Annotated in this window: 13 protein-coding genes and 1 pseudogene; 10 read left to right on the top strand and 4 right to left on the bottom strand. The window is 36.8% G+C overall.

All coding sequences use genetic code 11. From position 1 onward, the window contains the following. Positions 1-2: 2 nt before the first annotated feature. Positions 3-1,433, bottom strand: coding sequence for a carbon starvation CstA family protein (locus BTR25_RS12480; RefSeq protein WP_075688398.1), 1,431 nt, complete (start codon positions 1,431-1,433; stop codon positions 3-5). 454 nt (positions 1,434-1,887) lie between these two features. Next, positions 1,888-2,589: a Dps family protein gene (locus BTR25_RS12475; protein ID WP_075688477.1), complete on the bottom strand. Its 702-nt coding sequence runs from the start codon at positions 2,587-2,589 to the stop codon at positions 1,888-1,890. A 746-nt stretch (positions 2,590-3,335) separates the two neighbouring features. Here BTR25_RS12475 and BTR25_RS27590 point away from each other — a divergent pair. From BTR25_RS27590 to BTR25_RS12460, 4 genes are all read left to right on the top strand, one after another. After that, entirely contained in the window at positions 3,336-3,485 is a 150-nt protein-coding gene (locus tag BTR25_RS27590; protein WP_175596770.1) for a hypothetical protein, read from the top strand. A 671-nt stretch (positions 3,486-4,156) separates the two neighbouring features. Further along, positions 4,157-5,401, top strand: a complete 1,245-nt coding sequence (locus BTR25_RS12470; protein WP_075688397.1) for a TerD family protein — start codon at positions 4,157-4,159, stop codon at positions 5,399-5,401. A gap of 553 nt (positions 5,402-5,954) precedes the next feature. Further along, positions 5,955-7,187: an endo-1,4-beta-xylanase gene (locus BTR25_RS12465; RefSeq protein ID WP_075688396.1), complete on the top strand. Its 1,233-nt coding sequence runs from the start codon at positions 5,955-5,957 to the stop codon at positions 7,185-7,187. A gap of 666 nt (positions 7,188-7,853) precedes the next feature. After that, entirely contained in the window at positions 7,854-10,667 is a 2,814-nt protein-coding gene (locus tag BTR25_RS12460) for a DEAD/DEAH box helicase (RefSeq protein WP_075688395.1), read from the top strand. 18 nt (positions 10,668-10,685) lie between these two features. Here the strand turns inward: BTR25_RS12460 and BTR25_RS12455 are convergent, their stop codons facing one another. Beyond that, a complete protein-coding gene (locus BTR25_RS12455; protein ID WP_075688394.1) occupies positions 10,686-11,084 on the bottom strand; it encodes a (deoxy)nucleoside triphosphate pyrophosphohydrolase in 399 nt (132 codons plus the stop codon). A 489-nt stretch (positions 11,085-11,573) separates the two neighbouring features. Here BTR25_RS12455 and BTR25_RS28440 point away from each other — a divergent pair, with 489 nt between their 5' ends. Continuing rightward, a complete protein-coding gene (locus BTR25_RS28440; protein ID WP_303046830.1) occupies positions 11,574-11,696 on the top strand; it encodes a hypothetical protein in 123 nt (40 codons plus the stop codon). A 34-nt stretch (positions 11,697-11,730) separates the two neighbouring features. Here the strand turns inward: BTR25_RS28440 and guaC are convergent, their stop codons facing one another. Beyond that, positions 11,731-12,720: a GMP reductase gene (gene guaC, locus BTR25_RS12450; protein ID WP_075688393.1), complete on the bottom strand. Its 990-nt coding sequence runs from the start codon at positions 12,718-12,720 to the stop codon at positions 11,731-11,733. A 262-nt stretch (positions 12,721-12,982) separates the two neighbouring features. Between guaC and BTR25_RS12445 the strand changes: the two are divergent. The 5 genes and pseudogenes from BTR25_RS12445 to BTR25_RS12425 all read left to right on the top strand — a co-directional run bounded on the left by BTR25_RS12445 (position 12,983) and on the right by BTR25_RS12425 (position 17,699). Next, a pseudogene (locus BTR25_RS12445) lies at positions 12,983-13,932 on the top strand (alpha/beta hydrolase). A gap of 114 nt (positions 13,933-14,046) precedes the next feature. Continuing rightward, entirely contained in the window at positions 14,047-14,418 is a 372-nt protein-coding gene (locus tag BTR25_RS12440; protein ID WP_083652351.1) for a hypothetical protein, read from the top strand. A gap of 368 nt (positions 14,419-14,786) precedes the next feature. Next, entirely contained in the window at positions 14,787-15,842 is a 1,056-nt protein-coding gene (locus BTR25_RS12435; protein WP_075688391.1) for a TRAP transporter substrate-binding protein, read from the top strand. A 97-nt stretch (positions 15,843-15,939) separates the two neighbouring features. Continuing rightward, the gene (locus BTR25_RS12430) at positions 15,940-16,428 is read left to right on the top strand and encodes a TRAP transporter small permease (RefSeq protein WP_075688476.1); all 489 of its coding nucleotides are present in this window, start codon (positions 15,940-15,942) and stop codon (positions 16,426-16,428) included. Further along, entirely contained in the window at positions 16,425-17,699 is a 1,275-nt protein-coding gene (locus BTR25_RS12425) for a TRAP transporter large permease (protein WP_075688390.1), read from the top strand. The genes BTR25_RS12430 and BTR25_RS12425 overlap by 4 nt, the downstream gene beginning before the upstream one ends. Positions 17,700-17,727: the final 28 nt, after the last annotated feature.

The raw sequence follows: 17,727 nt of genomic DNA, 5'->3' as shown, positions 1-17,727 counted from the left end.
CTTTAAGCTGCAGTTCTAGTTTCGAATGTTTGTTGCTGTTTTCGGAGTCGTATTTGGTTAACGTACCAAAATGTAACTGCCAATGTAATGAAGCAGCCGATGATCATGGATAGTTGATAGTTTAGTTTAAATCCTTCCGGTGCGTAGAAGATATAAGAGCTGACAACTCCTGTCATGAACAATGCCGGAATACCGCATATCCAATGGAACTTACCATGACGCAAGCAATAGATCGTCGCAGTCCATAAGGTAACTGTCGCGACAAGCTGGTTAGACCAACCCACGTACCTCCATAAGAATGAGTAATCAATGGTAGATAAATAAAGTGCAGGGAGGGTAACTGGGATCGAATAAAGTAATGCTTGCTTCCAGTTTGTTTGCTTTTTTGCTCCAACCATCTCACTTAAGATCATCCGTGACGAACGTAGTGCTGTATCTCCTGTTGTTATTGGCAAAATAATTACACCTAATATCGCTAAGATTCCGCCCATTGTACCTAAAAGAGAGGTAGATATTTCGTTTACTGCACCAGCAGGTCCGCCGGCCGCTATGGCTGCTTGCAATCCTTCTGTACCATTAAAGAACGTCATTCCGGCTGCAGCCCAGATTAGGGCAATGATTCCCTCACCGATCATCGCTCCGTAAAATACTTTGCGCCCGTCCCGTTCATTCTTCAACGTTCTGGCAACAATGGGGCTTTGTGTACAATGGAACCCTGAAATCGCTCCACACGAGATGGTAACCATTAACAATGGCCAAATTGGCAATTTCTTTGGATGAAGATTAGCGAATGTAATATTTGGGATCGTTTTGCTGCTAAATAGTAAAGCTACTGCAATGGCTACAGCCATAAAAATTAAAATGGCTCCAAAGAGAGGATAAATTTTTCCGATTACTTTATTTACTGGTAAAACAGTAGCAATTAAAAAATAGACAAAAATGATAATAAGTGCTGCACCGAATGATATTGGTGTGACTTGTGCAATCAATTGTGCCGGTCCTGCAGTAAACGCAGCCGCTACTAGAATCATTAACACGAGTGATACGATATTAATGATTACTTTCATGTTTTTACCTAAATAGCGCCCTACAAGTGATGGATATTGTTCACCGTTATGTCGGAGTGACATCATTCCGGAAAAATAATCATGAACCGCACCTGCAAAAATAGAGCCGATCACAATCCAAATGAAGGCAATAGGCCCAGATAATGCTCCCATCAATGCACCGAAGATGGGGCCTAATCCGGCGATATTTAATAATTGAATAAGCCAGCCTTTCCACCAAGGCATTGGAACAAAATCAAGTCCGTCTTCTTTCGTATAGGCAGGTGTTTTCCTATTAGGATTTATGCCAAAAATTCGCTCAACCAACTTTCCATATAGCAAATAACCTAAGATTAATAGAGCGATTGCTGCTAAAAATGTTAACATGATTGAAACCTCCTGATGTCAGTAATAACAATTTTCTGAAAATATGTATTTATATTATCAAAAAACGAAAAATCTATCAATTCATTATTCTGAAAAATCGAATGATTCGAATAAAATTATTGGAAAATAGCAATTAAAGAGAGTGGATTCTTTCGTTTAAAAAGTGAAAGGGCCGTATAAAGTTAATGGACTAGTGGTAGGTTTTGTTAAGAATGTAATGATGTTATTATTTAGGGGAGAGTATTACCTTCAACTGCAAATCATTGGTATTTTAAAGCAGCAAAAATAAAAAGAAATAAGCTGAACAAGTCATTTTATTTTATGACATACCTTGGCCAGCTTATCCGACATAATTCTTCCGTTCCAAAAAAGAAAAGTCCACATACATAGAAATAAGAAGTAATCAATACGTTGCAATTTTTAGAAAAAGAGAGCCGAGTGGCTCTCGAACAACTCAATTAAGCTTGTCATTTAAGTGACGGTTTGATGCAATATCTCCATTATTGTCGAGGAGATGTGTCATGCCTCTTACCAGCGTGTCATCTTCAAGCAGGCTCCAAATGTGGTATCCTAAGTCTTCTCTTTTTAGTAATACTTCTTCTAAGACTTCAACAGTACCAAAGTCATTAAGATCGTGTGCACGTTTTATCGTTTTTCTTAACATTCCTTGAATCTTAATTTCATGCTCGAGGTCATTTCGAAGATAGTCACGCATTGTATAGCGTCCTTCATTTTCATGTTTTATATATGATATTTCATGCTGAGTAACTGGATGAGCAGTTGGTACTACTCCTAATCGTGCAACTCGTTCTCCAACCTTATCGATGTGATCTTGAGTCACATCTATATGCTCATCTAAAATATGATGCAAGCTGCCAAAGGATTCAGCTCCCTCTGTTAACCAATGATGCTTTGTATACTGGTGTAAGGCTACATTTAAAGCACATAAATGTTCATCAAGCATTAATCCCATCTCTAACCGTGTATCATAAGGGAGACTAATGCCGCTGCCTTCCTTTCTAGCAGTTCTAGGCTCTTGCCTTAGAATCATCTCATTTGAATGAGGACTGGTATGCCCCGGCATATTCGGGTCAAAGCCTGATTTTGACAGCTTAAATTCATCTGGTGACATACCTTGTAGATCGTGGTTTTGCAATAAAATCCCTCTTTTCTTAAAATATAATTTCACTACTATATAAATTCTCCCCTTCAATTTCTTTCTCCCTCTGGTACTTACTACCAAATTCATTAATTATCGATTACTGATTTATTTAAACAAAATCAAGGAGCATTCTATTCCAGTAATGAGTTAAATGTAACGGTAAGAGACTGACCATCTATGTGTTCAAATGAGCTTACTCAATAAACCTGACCCGTTACTTCCATAAAGTAAAAATGTACAAATGATAATTGACAAGTTCTGTAAGTACTTTATTTCTCCGCGGTACAATAAAGATAAATATACTTGCGGTAAGGGTCAGTCCCCACTAAGTTAAAGCAGTGGGGGACTGACCCCAATTTTTTTGATTGATTTTAATAAGAACAGTCGTCTACTAACGAGTCAAACTCCCTCTTGTATTACCTAGTAGACTTTATACTGAGCATAAAATAGTTCATTTTCAGGTGACTTTGTGAAAAGATGCACCTAAACTAACGTGGCAGGACCTTTAGAAGAGAGCTGAACAAGAAGTAGAATTATTGAGGCTTATCAAGTGTCAAGGCATATTATTTTGATTATAGCAATGAAATGAATACCATTTGGCGATGAATTATTTTACTAAGTTTTTATTGTTTTTACTGATATATGCAAAGTTAGCAGTACATAATAAAGTAATAAGGTTTACTTCTGTAAAATAATGTATATTATATTCTCTTTTAAGACAAGAAAAGTAGGTGAACAAAGTGGGGAAATATCAATTGGATACCAAAGGTCAGGTAGCTGTGACAAAGTTTCATGAAAAACAGAGGCCTTCCAAATTTGATAAAAAGCAGCAACTTGAAAAAATACGTGCGGAGTATTTGAAAAAGAAGCAAAAACAAACAGATAAATAATATGAATGAAAACATAGGAAGACTAAAATCTCCCTATGTTTTTCTTATTCGAAGTTCTTTTTCAATTGTGATAGGTTTATTATTCTCATAAATTTCAGATCCGGTGACAAAAAACTCGTCATAAGATACCCATTCCTCACTAAAAATCAGTGGTAGAATCAATAGATCAGCCGTTATTGGATACACCCGTAATCCCGAGCAGAAATTTTAAAACATTATCAAGAAATATAATGTTGGAAGTTGCAAGGTCAATGAAATAATTTATAGAACTAACGTGTGCGATATTGGAACAAGGTCCTGATGGATCTTTTACTGCACAGTACAACCTTACTATTCAATTGAATGAGGAAATAAACAATCTGTTTTCGAAATTTTTAAAAGCAGATACGGTCATGTTTGAAAGTTATTTATTTGAACATAAATATCGGAAATTTGCAAGATTCGCATTTTAATACGCTAACTAATTTTTACCATGAAAAAACCTCACTTAGTTCTATAATGGTGTGCCGCATCACAAGTAGATGCGGTTTTTTTATTTTCTGTATTAACTGGTTATTTATTGGAAAACTTTATAAAATAGAAAGGGGAGACAAAGCAGTCGATATAACAAGTTAGGATAGATTAATAGAATCTAATCGATGCAAGGCATAGGTCTGGAAGGAGTGGTTTAAATGAATCAAATGCTTCAAATGGGAGCAAACGCTGCTTTAAGTTCTCAAAAAGGTAATGTTACGGTTAGCTACGAAATTTCAAATACGATCGATATTTCTTTAACAGCTTTCCTTTTAACTGATTCAGATAAGGTGCAAGGAGATAGTGGGATCATATTTTATAATCAACCAAAGGGCCCTTTTGGAGTGGCCACCCTTATACCACCTGTGAACGTGAGGGATACAAAAGTACATAAAATGGAATTTGACATGAGTAAAGTCCCTGAAGGTATTACTAAAATAGCTATTACGCTTACAGAGGATAATGGTAATGGTTTTTCAAATGTAAAAAACTTAAAGGCCGAGATCGTTACGGATGGCGGCATTATCCAACTCATCCCGTCTAGTTTTGCAAATGAAAATGGAATAGTAGTATTAGAATTATATCTAAGAAATGGCCAAACAAAGGTAAGGTCAGTATGGCGTGGATTTGATTCTGGTCTTGAAGGCTTATGCAAAAATTATGGTGTTGAGGTTGGTTCTGAGGAGCAAAATCCATCTGAACCTAAAGCTAATGATGAAATAGTTATGAAAGAACCTGATAAAACCTTGACAGTACCTGAAATGAAAACTAGTCAAAATGCCTTGTCGGCGATCAGCCTTGAAAAAGTAAAGGGGAAGATAAGTCTCGACAAAGGTCAAAAGCCAGTCATTATTGAAAAAACACCAGAAATTACGGCAACTGTATCTTGGAAGACTGGGACAGATTATGATATATATGCTTTAGTTTATACAAAGAATGGTAAGCAGATTGATGTAGCTATGTTTGGAGCGAAGGGAACACCTCCTCTCAGACGGTATGGTAATGGCGCAGTGGAACATATGGGCGATGTTGGCAGAAACAGTTCATCAGTGAAAACAGAAATCATTAAATTACGGTTAACGGACGATATTCTCGCAGTTGTTCCTGTGGTTTATTCTGCTCAATCAAATGGAACAGGCTCCTTCTACAGGTACCAGGTGTCCATAAGTATCGATAATCATAGTGGAACTTCCGTGACCATATCTGCTAAGAATGCAAACAATAATGATAGAATTTATACATGTGTGCCCGGAATGCTTCATAATACGCATGATGGAGTGATCATCAGTCCCTTAGAACTTTATAGTAAGCCAAACTCAGAGCATCGGCCAATACTTAAGATGGGTGCCTCCAATATGGTAGAAGTGATAATGGATAAGGGACCACTAAATGATTACAAGTAGATATGCGGTTTTTAAAGATACCATTATTAAAGGTGATACAGTTTTTTGTATCACCTTTTTGGCTGTGTTAATTCTCCCCCCTTCACATCTATATAGAACGAATTTGTCTTAATGAAGGGAGACACCAGAAACCTTATCAATGTTTATGTAATTCCTATCATCGGCATTAAATTGGATCCACTTCTGGGATTGATTGAATACAAGTCTACATACCCATTTGCGAATGCTATTATCGAGAAGTATGTTAAAGTTGCTAGATTATCTCGATAACTATACGTGTGTTTTGCCTTATCAATTTAAGACTGACTAGCTTGACACGTTCATGATAAATTTGGAGCGTTTTTTTATTTTCCCAAAAGAAATGAGTTTGCTTCCAATTCTGTGGGAAGAAAAAATATTTATGATAACAACAATAACTTTAATTTTTTAAATAAAATGTTTAGTTAACAGGTTTGCTTCTTAAATTAAGCTTGTTAAAATTTATCTAATAAAGAAAAAGCGCTTTCTTTAATAAAAGCAATGCAAAAACACTAATGAAAATGGAGGGAATAGAATGGGGCAAACAAATGAATTGGTACATAGAATGGCGAGCAAAACAATTAAACTTGTGGATGCATTCGGAAATCCTGTTACAGGAGAGGAAATTCAAATAAAACAGACCAATCATAAGTTCTTATTTGGCTGCGGCATTTTTGATGCAATCGATGTAGCAAACAAAAATGTACCAGCAGACAGACTTGCATTTCAGGAAGTAAAACTGGATATGTTCTTAGACGTATTTAACTCTGCCACACTACCTTTCTATTGGGGAATGTTCGAGCCTGAAAAAGGAAAACCACGCACAAAAGAATTAAAAGCAGCTGCTCAGTGGTTAAAGGAAAGAAACATAACCGTAAAAGGACACCCGCTTTGCTGGCATACCATAACTGCTCCATGGCTTCTTGATATGAGCAATGAAGAAATCCTGAAAGCACAGTTTGCTAGAATTGAACGGGATGTAACAGATTTCAAAGGGCTCATCGATATGTGGGATGTGATCAATGAAGTTGTGATCATGCCAATATTTGATAAGTACGACAATGGCATTACAAGGATCAGTAAAGACCTTGGCCGTGTCGGCATCATAAAAGAAATGTTTGCAAAAACACGTGAATACAATCCAGGTGCGACACTATTATTAAATGACTTTAATACATCTATTAATTATGAAATCTTAATTGATGGATGCTTAAACGCAGGCATCCAAATTGATGCGATTGGTATTCAGTCACATCAACATCAAGGATATTGGGGACGTGAAAAATTAGAAGACGTATTAGACCGTTTCTCGCATTTCGGTCTTCCGATTCACTTTACAGAAAACACATTGACATCCGGACATCTGATGTCACCTGAAATTGAAGATTTGAATGATTATCAGATTCCAGAATGGCCATCTACACCAGAATTCGAAGAACGTCAGGCGAAAGAAGTAGAAGAAATGTATTCTATATTGTTTAAACATCCTCTTGTAGAAGCGATTACGACCTGGTCCTTCAGTGACGATGGTGCATGGCTTGGTGCTCCCGCTGGATTTGTCAGAAAAGATAACAGCCCAAAACCATCATATGAGGTGTTAAAGAAACTAATCAAAGGTGACTGGTGTACAAATGTAACTGCTAAAACTGATGACAACGGAATGGTATCATTTGAAGGATTCCTTGGCGATTACGACCTTTTATGTGGTGGTAAAAAGTTAAGCGTCAAATTAGAGAAAAATGCTGAAACAGTACAGTTTGTAATCTAATAAAACAAAGCTATTCCATTGTTGTCGGGAATAGCTTTTTATAATCTATTTTGTTTGATGAAAATATCACTATGTCTAATAGAGTAAAGGTATATCTTTTACCACAGGCATATCGATGGAACAAGTTTTAGTCGACAAGGCTACATCGAGCCGATTGAAATTCAGATTGATGGAACGATACCTCAAGTAGAGATGACATCTTGTTGACCCAATGGGGGAACGCGGGTCGGACGTGGGAAATATCCTGCTTATCTCGCATGCAATCTTTTCTGTAAAGATGAGGAAATGTAGTCTGGATATTTCGGTGCTTGGATGGATGGGAAATTCCTGAAAATTACCCAAGATGGAAAAGATGGTGCCGAGAATGGGATATATCGCCAATAGGATTCAGCTACGGCTGGATTTAAATATTTCGATTGTAAAGGGATTCATAGAGTGAAAATCAAGGTTCGAAGGTAATGCCGTGGAATCTTCGAGGTAAAAGCTTCTTGAAACGGACCAACGTTCGCTACTGCTGCATAAGCAGGTGAGGTGAACCGTATCATAAGTCAAAGATCTTCTTTTCTTAACAGAATAGAAGATCTTTTTATTTATCCACATTTATTGTACAATTTTTATATATCCATTAAATTACAATAGGTAAGTACATAAGTCAGGGGAAAAACCATGGAGTCTATTAAAAAAAAGTTAATCGTGAATTCCGATAAGGGGAACTTATTGAGAGAGTTAGTTAAATCGATGAATGAGTGTGAGCGGTTTTATTTTAGTGTTGCCTTTATTAATTTTAGCGGACTACAGCTTCTATTAGATCCCTTGAAAGAAGCAGAAGAAAAGGGCATTAAAGGGAAAATTATTACTTCTACATATCTTAATTTTACCGATGCTAAGGCTTTAGAGAAAATCAAAGAGTTTAGTAATGTTAATTTAAAGGTGTTTGTTACAGATAAAGAGATTGGGTTTCATACAAAAGCATACATATTTGAGTACAAAGATAGCTACAAAGTGATTATTGGTTCCTCTAATATTACTCAGAGTGCTCTTAAAAGCAATATTGAGTGGAATGTAGAGATTATTACGAAAGAGAAAGGTCGCTTTATTCAGGATGTACTTAAGGAATATGATTATCTTTGGAATATGAGTACGGATGCAGACCAAGATTTTATTAATAGATATGAAGAGTTTTTAAAGAGCTTTAAGAATACGCAAAAAACGCACCAATTGATTTATGAAAATAAACAATACATTGTTGCAAATCGTATGCAAAAGCGGGCGATGGAAAATTTAGAGAGATTACGAAGCTTTGGAGAGAGTAAAGCGCTTGTTATAGCTGCCACTGGTACTGGAAAAACATTTATGTCTGCCTTTGATGTGAAAAATTATAAGCCTAAGAAACTTCTTTTTGTTGTCCATAGGGAAGAGATTCTCAAAAAAGCTAAGGAAACCTTTGAATTACTTCTTCCAAACGCAGGTCTTACATTTGGCCTATTAACAGGTAACCATAAGCAGAAAAAGGTGGATTATGTTTTTGCGACGATTCAAACCATTTCTAAATGCTTTCAGGAGTTTGAAAGAGATGAATTTGATTACCTAATTATTGATGAAGCCCATCATGCAACGAGTCCAACCTATCACACGATTCTAGAGTATTTCAAACCTAAATTTACGTTGGGGATGACAGCCACACCTGAACGAAGTGATGGGTATAATGTCTTTGACCTTTTTGATCATAACGTTGCTTTAGAAGTTCGCTTACATGAAGCTTTGGAAGATGACTTGGTGATTCCGTTTCATTATTTTGGGATAACTGATATTGAAGGTATTAACCTTAGCGATGTTAATATTGACGATATTACAGAAATCACTAAGAGGTTAAAGGTAAATGAACGAGTGGACTTCATCATCGAGAAAATGGACTTTTATGGTCATGATGGTCAGAAAAGAAAAGGACTTGGTTTCTGTGCTAGTATTGAGCATGCTCAGTATATGGCTAGTGAATTTAATAAAAGAGGCTATCAAAGTGTTTGTTTATACGGTGCTGATTCACCGGGAACACGAGAACGCTTTATTAATAGGTTAGAAAATGACCAAGACGAATTAGAATTTATTTTTACTGTAGACATTTTTAATGAAGGCGTCGATATTCCTTCAATTAATACTGTACTTATGTTAAGACCAACTAATTCACCGATTGTATTTATACAGCAGCTAGGTAGAGGTCTGCGTAAGTATGCGAATAAAACCTTCTTAACTGTACTTGATTTTATCGGAAATCATAATAAAACTTTTCTCGTTGCCCTCGCACTTAACGGTAGCCGATACTACGATAAGGAAAGCTTAAAGGTGGCTATTGCAACAGGGTTTGCTAATATTCCTGGGTGTACTCATATTCAAATGGATAAGATATCGCAGGAAAGAATTTTGGCTCAGATTGATAATGAAAATTTTAATTCTATGAAATATTTGAAGGAAGAATACTTCGAGTTTAAGAAGCTCAATCAAGGCCGTATTCCTTACCTTTTACTAGATTATTTGAAATATGATGGCGCACCTGATCCTGTTAAATTCATTGATCGTGAAAAAACATACTTACAATTCGTGGCAAAGATAGAAAAAGACGATTTCCTAAAGGACTGTCTAAATAATGAAGGGTTTGAAGGGGCTTTAAAAGAATTATCAAGTAAACTGCCAATCAAGCGAATTCATGAGTTTGTAATCCTCCGATATTTATTAGAAAACGAAGAGATTGATCTAGATATTGCAAAGCGAAAAATTCTAAAAATGATAGACTCAGTGGATGATGATAGTATTGTTCATGCTTTTGAATGCTTAAATCAGAACTACTATGATAGTATCCAACTAAAGAATAAGCCTAAATTAGTGCGGTATAGCAGTGGGAGATTAACGAAGACGCAACTTTTTAAAGAACTATTAGAAAATGAAGAATATAAGAAGTTTATTGAGGATCTTATTACCTATGGTATTTTCCGTTATGAAAAGGAATTTAAAGCTGAGTACTATGGGGTTCCACACTTTAAACTGTATGAACAATATCAAATGGTGGACACTGCTTTACTTTCTAATTATCGAAAAATTCATAGTTCCTACAGGGGTTCTGGACTACTGACAAATGGAAATGACTACTTCTTATTTATTGATCTGCATAAAGAAGAGGATATAAAGGAGAGCATTAAGTATCAGGATAAATTTATTAATGAAAGGTACTTCCAATGGCAAACGCCAAACAGTACCTCTCAAAATACGGATAGAGGGCAAAATATTATTTATAATAAGCGCCGTTCTATAAATCTTCACTTATTTGTAAGGAAGTACAGAGAGATAGATGGTAAGAATGAGCCCTTTATTTATATTGGTAAAGGAGATACGGTTAAATTTAAGGGTGAGAAACCGATTACGATACTTTTAAAATTAAAGCATGAGATTCCGGTTCCCTTATTTACCGAGTTCACTAAAAAAGTATAGTCTTCTCATTGGAGAAGACTATTTTTCATCTATTAGTTGCTCAACTGCTGGAATATCAGCCGGTGCCCACTTTAAAGAATTTAAGTTTTCTCTCTTCAGCCAAATTAGCTTTGAATGTTCACTTGGTGTTGGAACTCCTTCCATTACTCTACACTTAATTGAGATTAAGTTGATGATAAATGTTTCGTATTCATGTGTGTTATCGTTAAATACCTCGTTCATTGTCGCAATTCTACAACCTAATTCTTCATCAATTTCTCTTTCTAGTGCTGTATAAATATCCTCATTTGCTTCTACTTTCCCACCTGGAAACTCCCACATATTTGGAATCGCCATATCCGGAGCTCTTAAAGCACATAGAATTTCTTGATGTTCATTTTCAATAATTGCCGCAACCACTTTGACTAGTTTCTTCATGATAGCCTCCTATTAGTAATCCTAAAATAAATAATAACATTTTTTTAAAAGGTTATTTTACAAAAGAATTTTTTAAAAAAAGTTACTGTCAACCCGTAGAGGTCATTACTATAATTATCATTGGCTCTAAGACTACTTTATTAAGAACTTCGCAGTTATTTTACCGCTATGAAATGAAAAAAAGAGCATCATAAAAAAAGCTCTTAAAATGAAATTACCTATTTCATATGGCGGAGATTCATACTCAACGGTTCTTGTGCGGGCAACAACAGGCTGTTACCGGATATATTCAATAGGATCCAGCAGGTGAAAACTAGTTAAACGATTGATTAAAAGGTGCAGAACTGTTGATAAATATACCTTTCTGAGATTCCTCCTAGATCAAAAAGAGGACCGGAGGCATAGCAAACGAATAAAAAAGCAAACTAATACAGTGGGTGCATCATGCACCCTTGCGGAAGAAGAAACTATCTACAAGGTGGTGAAAGCATGTCTAAGAAAAAGAATAAGCAGCGTCAGCATAATAATGCTATGCCTAAAACAGATGTTGAATTTGCTCAAGATGGACTTGAGAGAGTAGCGTTAAAAGCCCAAGAGAAAAATAATAAGTAATAACTGAGGGTGTCCCTAGGACACCCTCAGTACGTTAGTAGGTCCGATCTCCATTAAAGATAGAATTTTTCACAACGACGTAATCGACATGACGGATAGCGTCTAGCTTGCTCCCACCTGCATAGGAAATAGAGGATTGAAGATCTTGCTCCATTTCTATCAATGTATCCTTCAAAAATCCTTTATGCTCTACTAACATTTTTTTCCCTTCGACATTTTTTCGTTCTCCTTTCTGAAACTCTGAGGCTGAGCCGAAGTATTCTTTATAGAGCTTACCATCCTTCTCATCTTCAATGGTTTCACCCGGTGACTCTTCGTGACCTGCAAATAATGAACCAATCATCACCATCGTTGCTCCAAATCTAATTGATTTTGCAATATCTCCATGTGTACGGATTCCGCCATCGGCAATAATCGGCTTGCTGGCTGCTTTTGCACACCAGCGAAGGGCTGCCAATTGCCAGCCGCCGGTTCCAAAGCCTGTTTTAATCTTCGTAATGCAAACCTTGCCAGGTCCAATTCCTACTTTAGTCGCATCGGCCCCAGCATGTTCTAATTCTCTTATTGCTTCTGGTGTCCCAACATTTCCGGCAATCACAAAACTACTTGGCAGGTGTTTTTTGATATGTTGAATCATCTTGATTACAGCATTTGAATGGCCATGTGCGATATCGATGGTAATATACTCTGGAGAGAGCTTTTCAGCTGCTATTTGTTGGATGAACTGATACTCATCTTCTTTGACGCCCACGCTAATAGAAGAGTATAGCCCACGAGTATTCATATCTTTTATAAAAGCTAGCCGCTTTTCTGGTTCAAAACGATGCATAATATAGAAATACCCATTTTCCGCTAAGTATGTGGCGATTTTTTCGTCCATAATGGTCTGCATATTTGCTGGCACCACAGGCAACTTAAATTGACGGCCTCCAAAGAAGACCGTCGTATCACATTCAGAACGGCTATCTACCATACTTTTTGCTGGAATCAATTGAATATCTTCGTAATCAAAAACATTTTCCATGGTACTCCTCCTATAAAACCGTATATGAAGTTTAATAAAATGCTCGCTATTTCAAAGATAGGTTTGTCGGTTTCATTGCGAGTTATACATTATGGATCCTAATAGATGCCGAGATATAGCTTTTAAAGTATTAAAAATAATAGGTCTAAAGTCTACTAATACGTACTAACTTAAAATGAAAAACATATGATTACTGTACGAGCTTCTGATAACTCATAAAAAATATAGTGTATGTAGATACGATCATAGGAGGTTATTTTGTATGGATTTTATGAATAGGGTTGCCCCAGAATTGAGAGAAATGCTTACGGTTTTCCCGCCGCTTAATCTTCCCGAAGTTTGGAGGCAGCAAGGCAAGCTCCAGCGTTTCCCATTGAGAAGTCTGTAAGCGTTAACATTAATGCGCGAAACATACCTGGTGGGGATGGACAGGATATGAAGGTGAAGATTTATGAACCAGTATCTCGAAATGGAGCAAAACTTCCAGCTTTGTTGTTTATCCATGGAGGAGGTTATGTATTAGGAGATGTGGAGGGCTCTGATGGGGACTGCCAACTCTTTGCGGAGAAGGCCGAGTGTGTAGTAGTCTCTGTTGATTACCGTCTTGCCCCAGAGTATCCATATCCTGCACCACTTGAAGACTGTTATGCTGCTTTGGTATGGATGACAAACTCCGCAGCAGAGTTGAATATCGATGTGTCGCGTGTTGCGGTGGCAGGTCAAAGTGCTGGGGGTGGATTGACAGCCGCTTTAAGTTTGTTAGCCCGTGATCGTGGGGGCCCGGCCATCTCATTCCAAATGCCGCTGTACCCTATGATTGATGATCGTAATGTAACACCGTCCAGTTACGAAATTACAGACCAACGTGCCATCTGGAATCGTGGAAACAACTTAGCTGGCTGGAGAATGTATTTAGGGGAACATGCAAACGGAGAAATTTCACCCTATGCGGCACCGGCCAGAGCAAAAAATTTGTCTAACCTGCCGCCAACGTTTACTTGCGTGGGTCAGTTGGATCCCTTCCGTGATGAAACGATTGAATATGTAGCGAAATTGGCGCAAGCCGGTGTTCCAGTAGAATTTCACCTTTATCCTGGTGCCTATCATGGTTTTGAACTCTTAAATCCGACTTCGGAAATAGGGAAACAGGCAAAAAATGAATATGTTCAGGCGCTGATTAAAGCTTTCCAACCTCAAACAGTTGAGGTATAGGGAAATATCACTTACTAGTTGGTTATAGTGATTTATAGTACGATATATATGATAGTAGACATGAGAACAGTGACAGTCACTGTTCTCTATTTTTTACGACGAGGAGGGGGAATTTTGAAAATAGTTTTAATAGTAGTGTTGCTGTTCTTTTTGTTAATTTTTAGTTTAGTAGGATTAAGATTTGGAAGTGCCTTAACTCAAGAAGGCAATCCTATTCCGTATTTAGTCGCAATTAGCAAACATGAACTATCCAATAATGGATACGAAAAAGTGTTAGAAACAACGAACGTAATCAGATATGTATCTGAATATGAGGAAAAGTATCCTTTAGGTATGGCTAAGGAGTTTATGAAAGGTGAAGGTTGGGTATTTAAAGAACAAATGGGTTCTGGCCTGGTCTTTGAAAAAAACAAAAAAGTGATCACTATTAGTACAAGACAATATTCAAGGCATTATTTTATATGGGATATTCCCAAAGAAGTATAATGAAATATATCATGCTAAATAATATATTAGTGGGGATTAGAGAAATGTATAAGGGAGTTAACTGAAAGGAATATGAAAATTGGAAAATAATAATGCCTTTAATGATCTATTTTTATCTATAAATAAAAAATTCAGAAATATATGTCTATTTGGATAATTTTCTATTGTTTATTTTGTCTATATCAACTATGAAGTTTTGATCTGGTTCATGGTATGATAAAAACATAACATTTGGTGTTACATTATATGACATTATTCGGAATTGAGTAGAAAAAGGCGCATTTTTTTGTAATTAGATGAGAAATTTGTTGTTTTTCGTCTAAATTACCTATAAAATTAAAAAAATCAGAAAAATCGGGGGGAAAACAGTGAAAAAGTATTTGATTTTAATTTTCTCAGCATTACTAGTTTTTAGCTTGGCAGCGTGTAATAGTAATAGTGGTGGTTCTGACTCTGCTTCAAACGAAGGAACTAAATCAGGAGAATTTGAAACTTTAGAAATTACCTTCAGTCATAATCAGCCGATTGAAAGTCCTGAACATGTAGGGGCAGAACAGTTCAAAAAAATCGTTGAAGAAAAAACAGGAGGTAAGGTAACTGTAAACATTTTTCCTGCCTCTCAATTAGGAAGTTTGCGTGAGCAAGTTGAAGGAACTCAAATCGGTGAAATCAATATCACCATGCAGCCGACTGCAGTTGTTTCACCGTTTGTTGATGATATTAAAGCGATTGACCTTCCTTATCTATGGCCAGCAGATAAAGAACAAACTTATGAAGTGTTAGATGGTGAAGTTGGAAAAGAGTTATTAGGAACCCTTGACAAAGGTGGATTTAAAGGTCTTGGCTACTGGCCGGGTGGATTTAAACTATTTACTACAGGTAAGAAGGAAATCCATATGCCAGAAGATTTTAAAGGACTGACCATGCGTGTAATGGAATCCCCGCTCTTAATTGCACAATATGAAAATTGGGGAGGAACTGCTATTCCTGTTCCGTATTCTGAAGTATACAACTCACTTCAACAGGGTGTAGTTGACGGACAAGAAAACCCATTACAAACTATCTTCTTAAATAATTACCATGAAGTACAAAAGAATATTATCCAAAGCTACCATGGCACGATGACATATGTGCTTATGGCGAACAAGCCTTGGTACGATGGCTTATCGGATCAGTTAAAGGAAGTTCTTGCTGAAGCGGAAATAGAAGGACATAATGCAGCAAGAGAAAAACTAGCTTCCGTTGAAGCGGATTATATCCAAAAAATTAAAGACAGTGGTGTAAATTATTATGAATTAACGGAGGAAGAAATTGCTGCATTCCGTGAAGCATCATTGCCTATGCACAAAAAGGTTTATAATAAGCCGGAACAATTGGAATTGTTAGATAAGCTATACGAAGCAATTGAAAAAGTGCAAAAATAATTAAAAACCATGTAAAACAAGGGATTAGTCAATGAATATTGCTATTCCTTCTTTTACTTTATATGGAATATTTGAGACGGAAGGGAGAATAAGCGGAATGAAATGGCTAAAAAGAATCGAGGAAGCCTTTTTAGGGACAAGCATTGCTCTAGCGACATTGGTATTATTTGTTAACATTGTCCTACGCTATGTATTTAGTGCAAATACCAATTGGGCAGAGGAATTCATTAGATATGTGATGATTTGGATCACCTTTATTGGATGCAGTGTTTGTTTTAGCAGAGGGTTGCATGTGGGTATTGATTTCTTCCTAGAATTCGTCTCGAAAAAATGGAACAATGTGATTGGGATCCTTGTTAATATTGTATCGATCATTCTTATGATTTTCTTAGTTAGGTATGGAACAGAGCTGGTGAAGTTCAGCATGAATACGGGGCAAATTACACCTTCACTTCAAATAAAGATGTACTGGGTGTACTTAGGGATTCCAGTGGGTGCTGCTTTATCTTTGATTCATCTCGTTTCAAATGTATTTAATCAATTTAAAAACTTTACAACCAATTCCATCGAGGAGTCTAAGATATGATTTTACTTTTAATAATCTTAATATTCTTCTTTTTATTTAGTAGTACTCCCATATTTGTTGCTCTTACCATCTCATCTTTCTTGACCGTTTTGTTCATGACGGATATTCAGCCTATGATCTTAATTCAACGCCTCTTTGGCGGTATTGACCAATTTGCCTTAATGGCCCTTCCGTTTTTTATTTTTGCAGCTAACATCATGGAAGTTGGTGGGTTATCTAAACGTATATTGCGTTGGGCGCGAGGATTAGTAGGGCATTTAGCGGGGGGGGTCGCAATGACGACCCAAATATCGAGTATGTTCTTTGGTGCTCTATCAGGTTCGAGTCCGGCAACTGTAATTGCCATTGGTAAGATTATGTATCCGGAAATGCTTCGCGGAAAATATGATAAATGGTTTGCAGCTGGATTATTAGCCTCATCAGGTGCGGTTTCGTTAATCATTCCGCCTAGTATTACCTTAATTATCTTCGGTTCTGTAACAGGAGTTTCTGTGGGAAGCTTGTTTATTGCCGGGATTGGTGCGGGTCTTATATTTGGATTATCGTCCATCTTGTATATCTATATGTATGCGAAAAGAAATAACCTTCCTAGAGATAAGAAGGCTAGTGCGAGTGAAGTATGGGACTCCACTAAAAAGGCAGTATGGGCGTTAATGATTCCTGTTATTATCCTTGGAGGAATTTATGGAGGAGTCTTTACCCCAACGGAAGCGGCGGGTGTATCTGCCGTGTATGCTCTATTTATTAGCTTATTTGTATACAAAGAAATGAATTTAAAAAGCCTTTATAAGGTATGTGTGGATTCAGCGGTTCTTTCCGCACAAGTGCTTGTCTTAGTGGCATCTGCCCAGGTTCTTGGCTGGATGTTAACGAGAGGTCAAGTACCACAGCATATCGCCATGTGGATTACTTCGAATATCGATAATTCAATCATGTTCCTATTGGTGCTAAACTTTGTTCTTCTGATTCTAGGTATGTTTATGGAAGGAGTCGCGGCGATTATTATTGTGGCACCTTTAATTTTCCCAACTGCTGTGGCAATGGGAATTGATCCTGTACATCTAGGAATCATCATCATCTCTAACTTAGCGATTGGAATGTACACACCGCCCTTTGGATTGAATTTATTTGTTACTCAAGGATTAACCAATTTAAAGATCCAGGAAATGATGCCGGGAATATTAAGATTTTTTGCCTTCAACTTTGTTGGTTTATTAATTATCACGTATGTTCCAGATGCTTCTTTGTTTCTGCTTAGATTAATGGAATAAAGCTTTACAGCTTGTTTACATATTCCAA

Origin of the sequence: Bacillus sp. MRMR6 (assembly GCF_001940785.1) — a bacterium.
Classification (GTDB): Bacteria; Bacillota; Bacilli; order Bacillales; family Cytobacillaceae; genus Neobacillus.
This window is presented reverse-complemented; position numbering and strand designations above follow the sequence as displayed.

Excerpts from the sequence above, each read along its gene's own strand:
- BTR25_RS12480 (WP_075688398.1), bottom strand. The coding sequence starts at position 1,433 with ATGTTAACATTTTTAGCAGCAATCGCTCTATTAATCTTAGGTTATTTG.
- BTR25_RS12470 (WP_075688397.1), top strand. The coding sequence starts at position 4,157 with ATGAATCAAATGCTTCAAATGGGAGCAAACGCTGCTTTAAGTTCTCAA.
- BTR25_RS12465 (WP_075688396.1), top strand. The coding sequence starts at position 5,955 with ATGGGGCAAACAAATGAATTGGTACATAGAATGGCGAGCAAAACAATT.
- BTR25_RS12460 (WP_075688395.1), top strand. The coding sequence starts at position 7,854 with ATGGAGTCTATTAAAAAAAAGTTAATCGTGAATTCCGATAAGGGGAAC.
- BTR25_RS12455 (WP_075688394.1), bottom strand. The coding sequence starts at position 11,084 with ATGAAGAAACTAGTCAAAGTGGTTGCGGCAATTATTGAAAATGAACAT.
- BTR25_RS28440 (WP_303046830.1), top strand. The coding sequence starts at position 11,574 with ATGTCTAAGAAAAAGAATAAGCAGCGTCAGCATAATAATGCTATGCCT.
- guaC (WP_075688393.1), bottom strand. The coding sequence starts at position 12,720 with ATGGAAAATGTTTTTGATTACGAAGATATTCAATTGATTCCAGCAAAA.
- BTR25_RS12430 (WP_075688476.1), top strand. The coding sequence starts at position 15,940 with ATGAAATGGCTAAAAAGAATCGAGGAAGCCTTTTTAGGGACAAGCATT.
- BTR25_RS12425 (WP_075688390.1), top strand. The coding sequence starts at position 16,425 with ATGATTTTACTTTTAATAATCTTAATATTCTTCTTTTTATTTAGTAGT.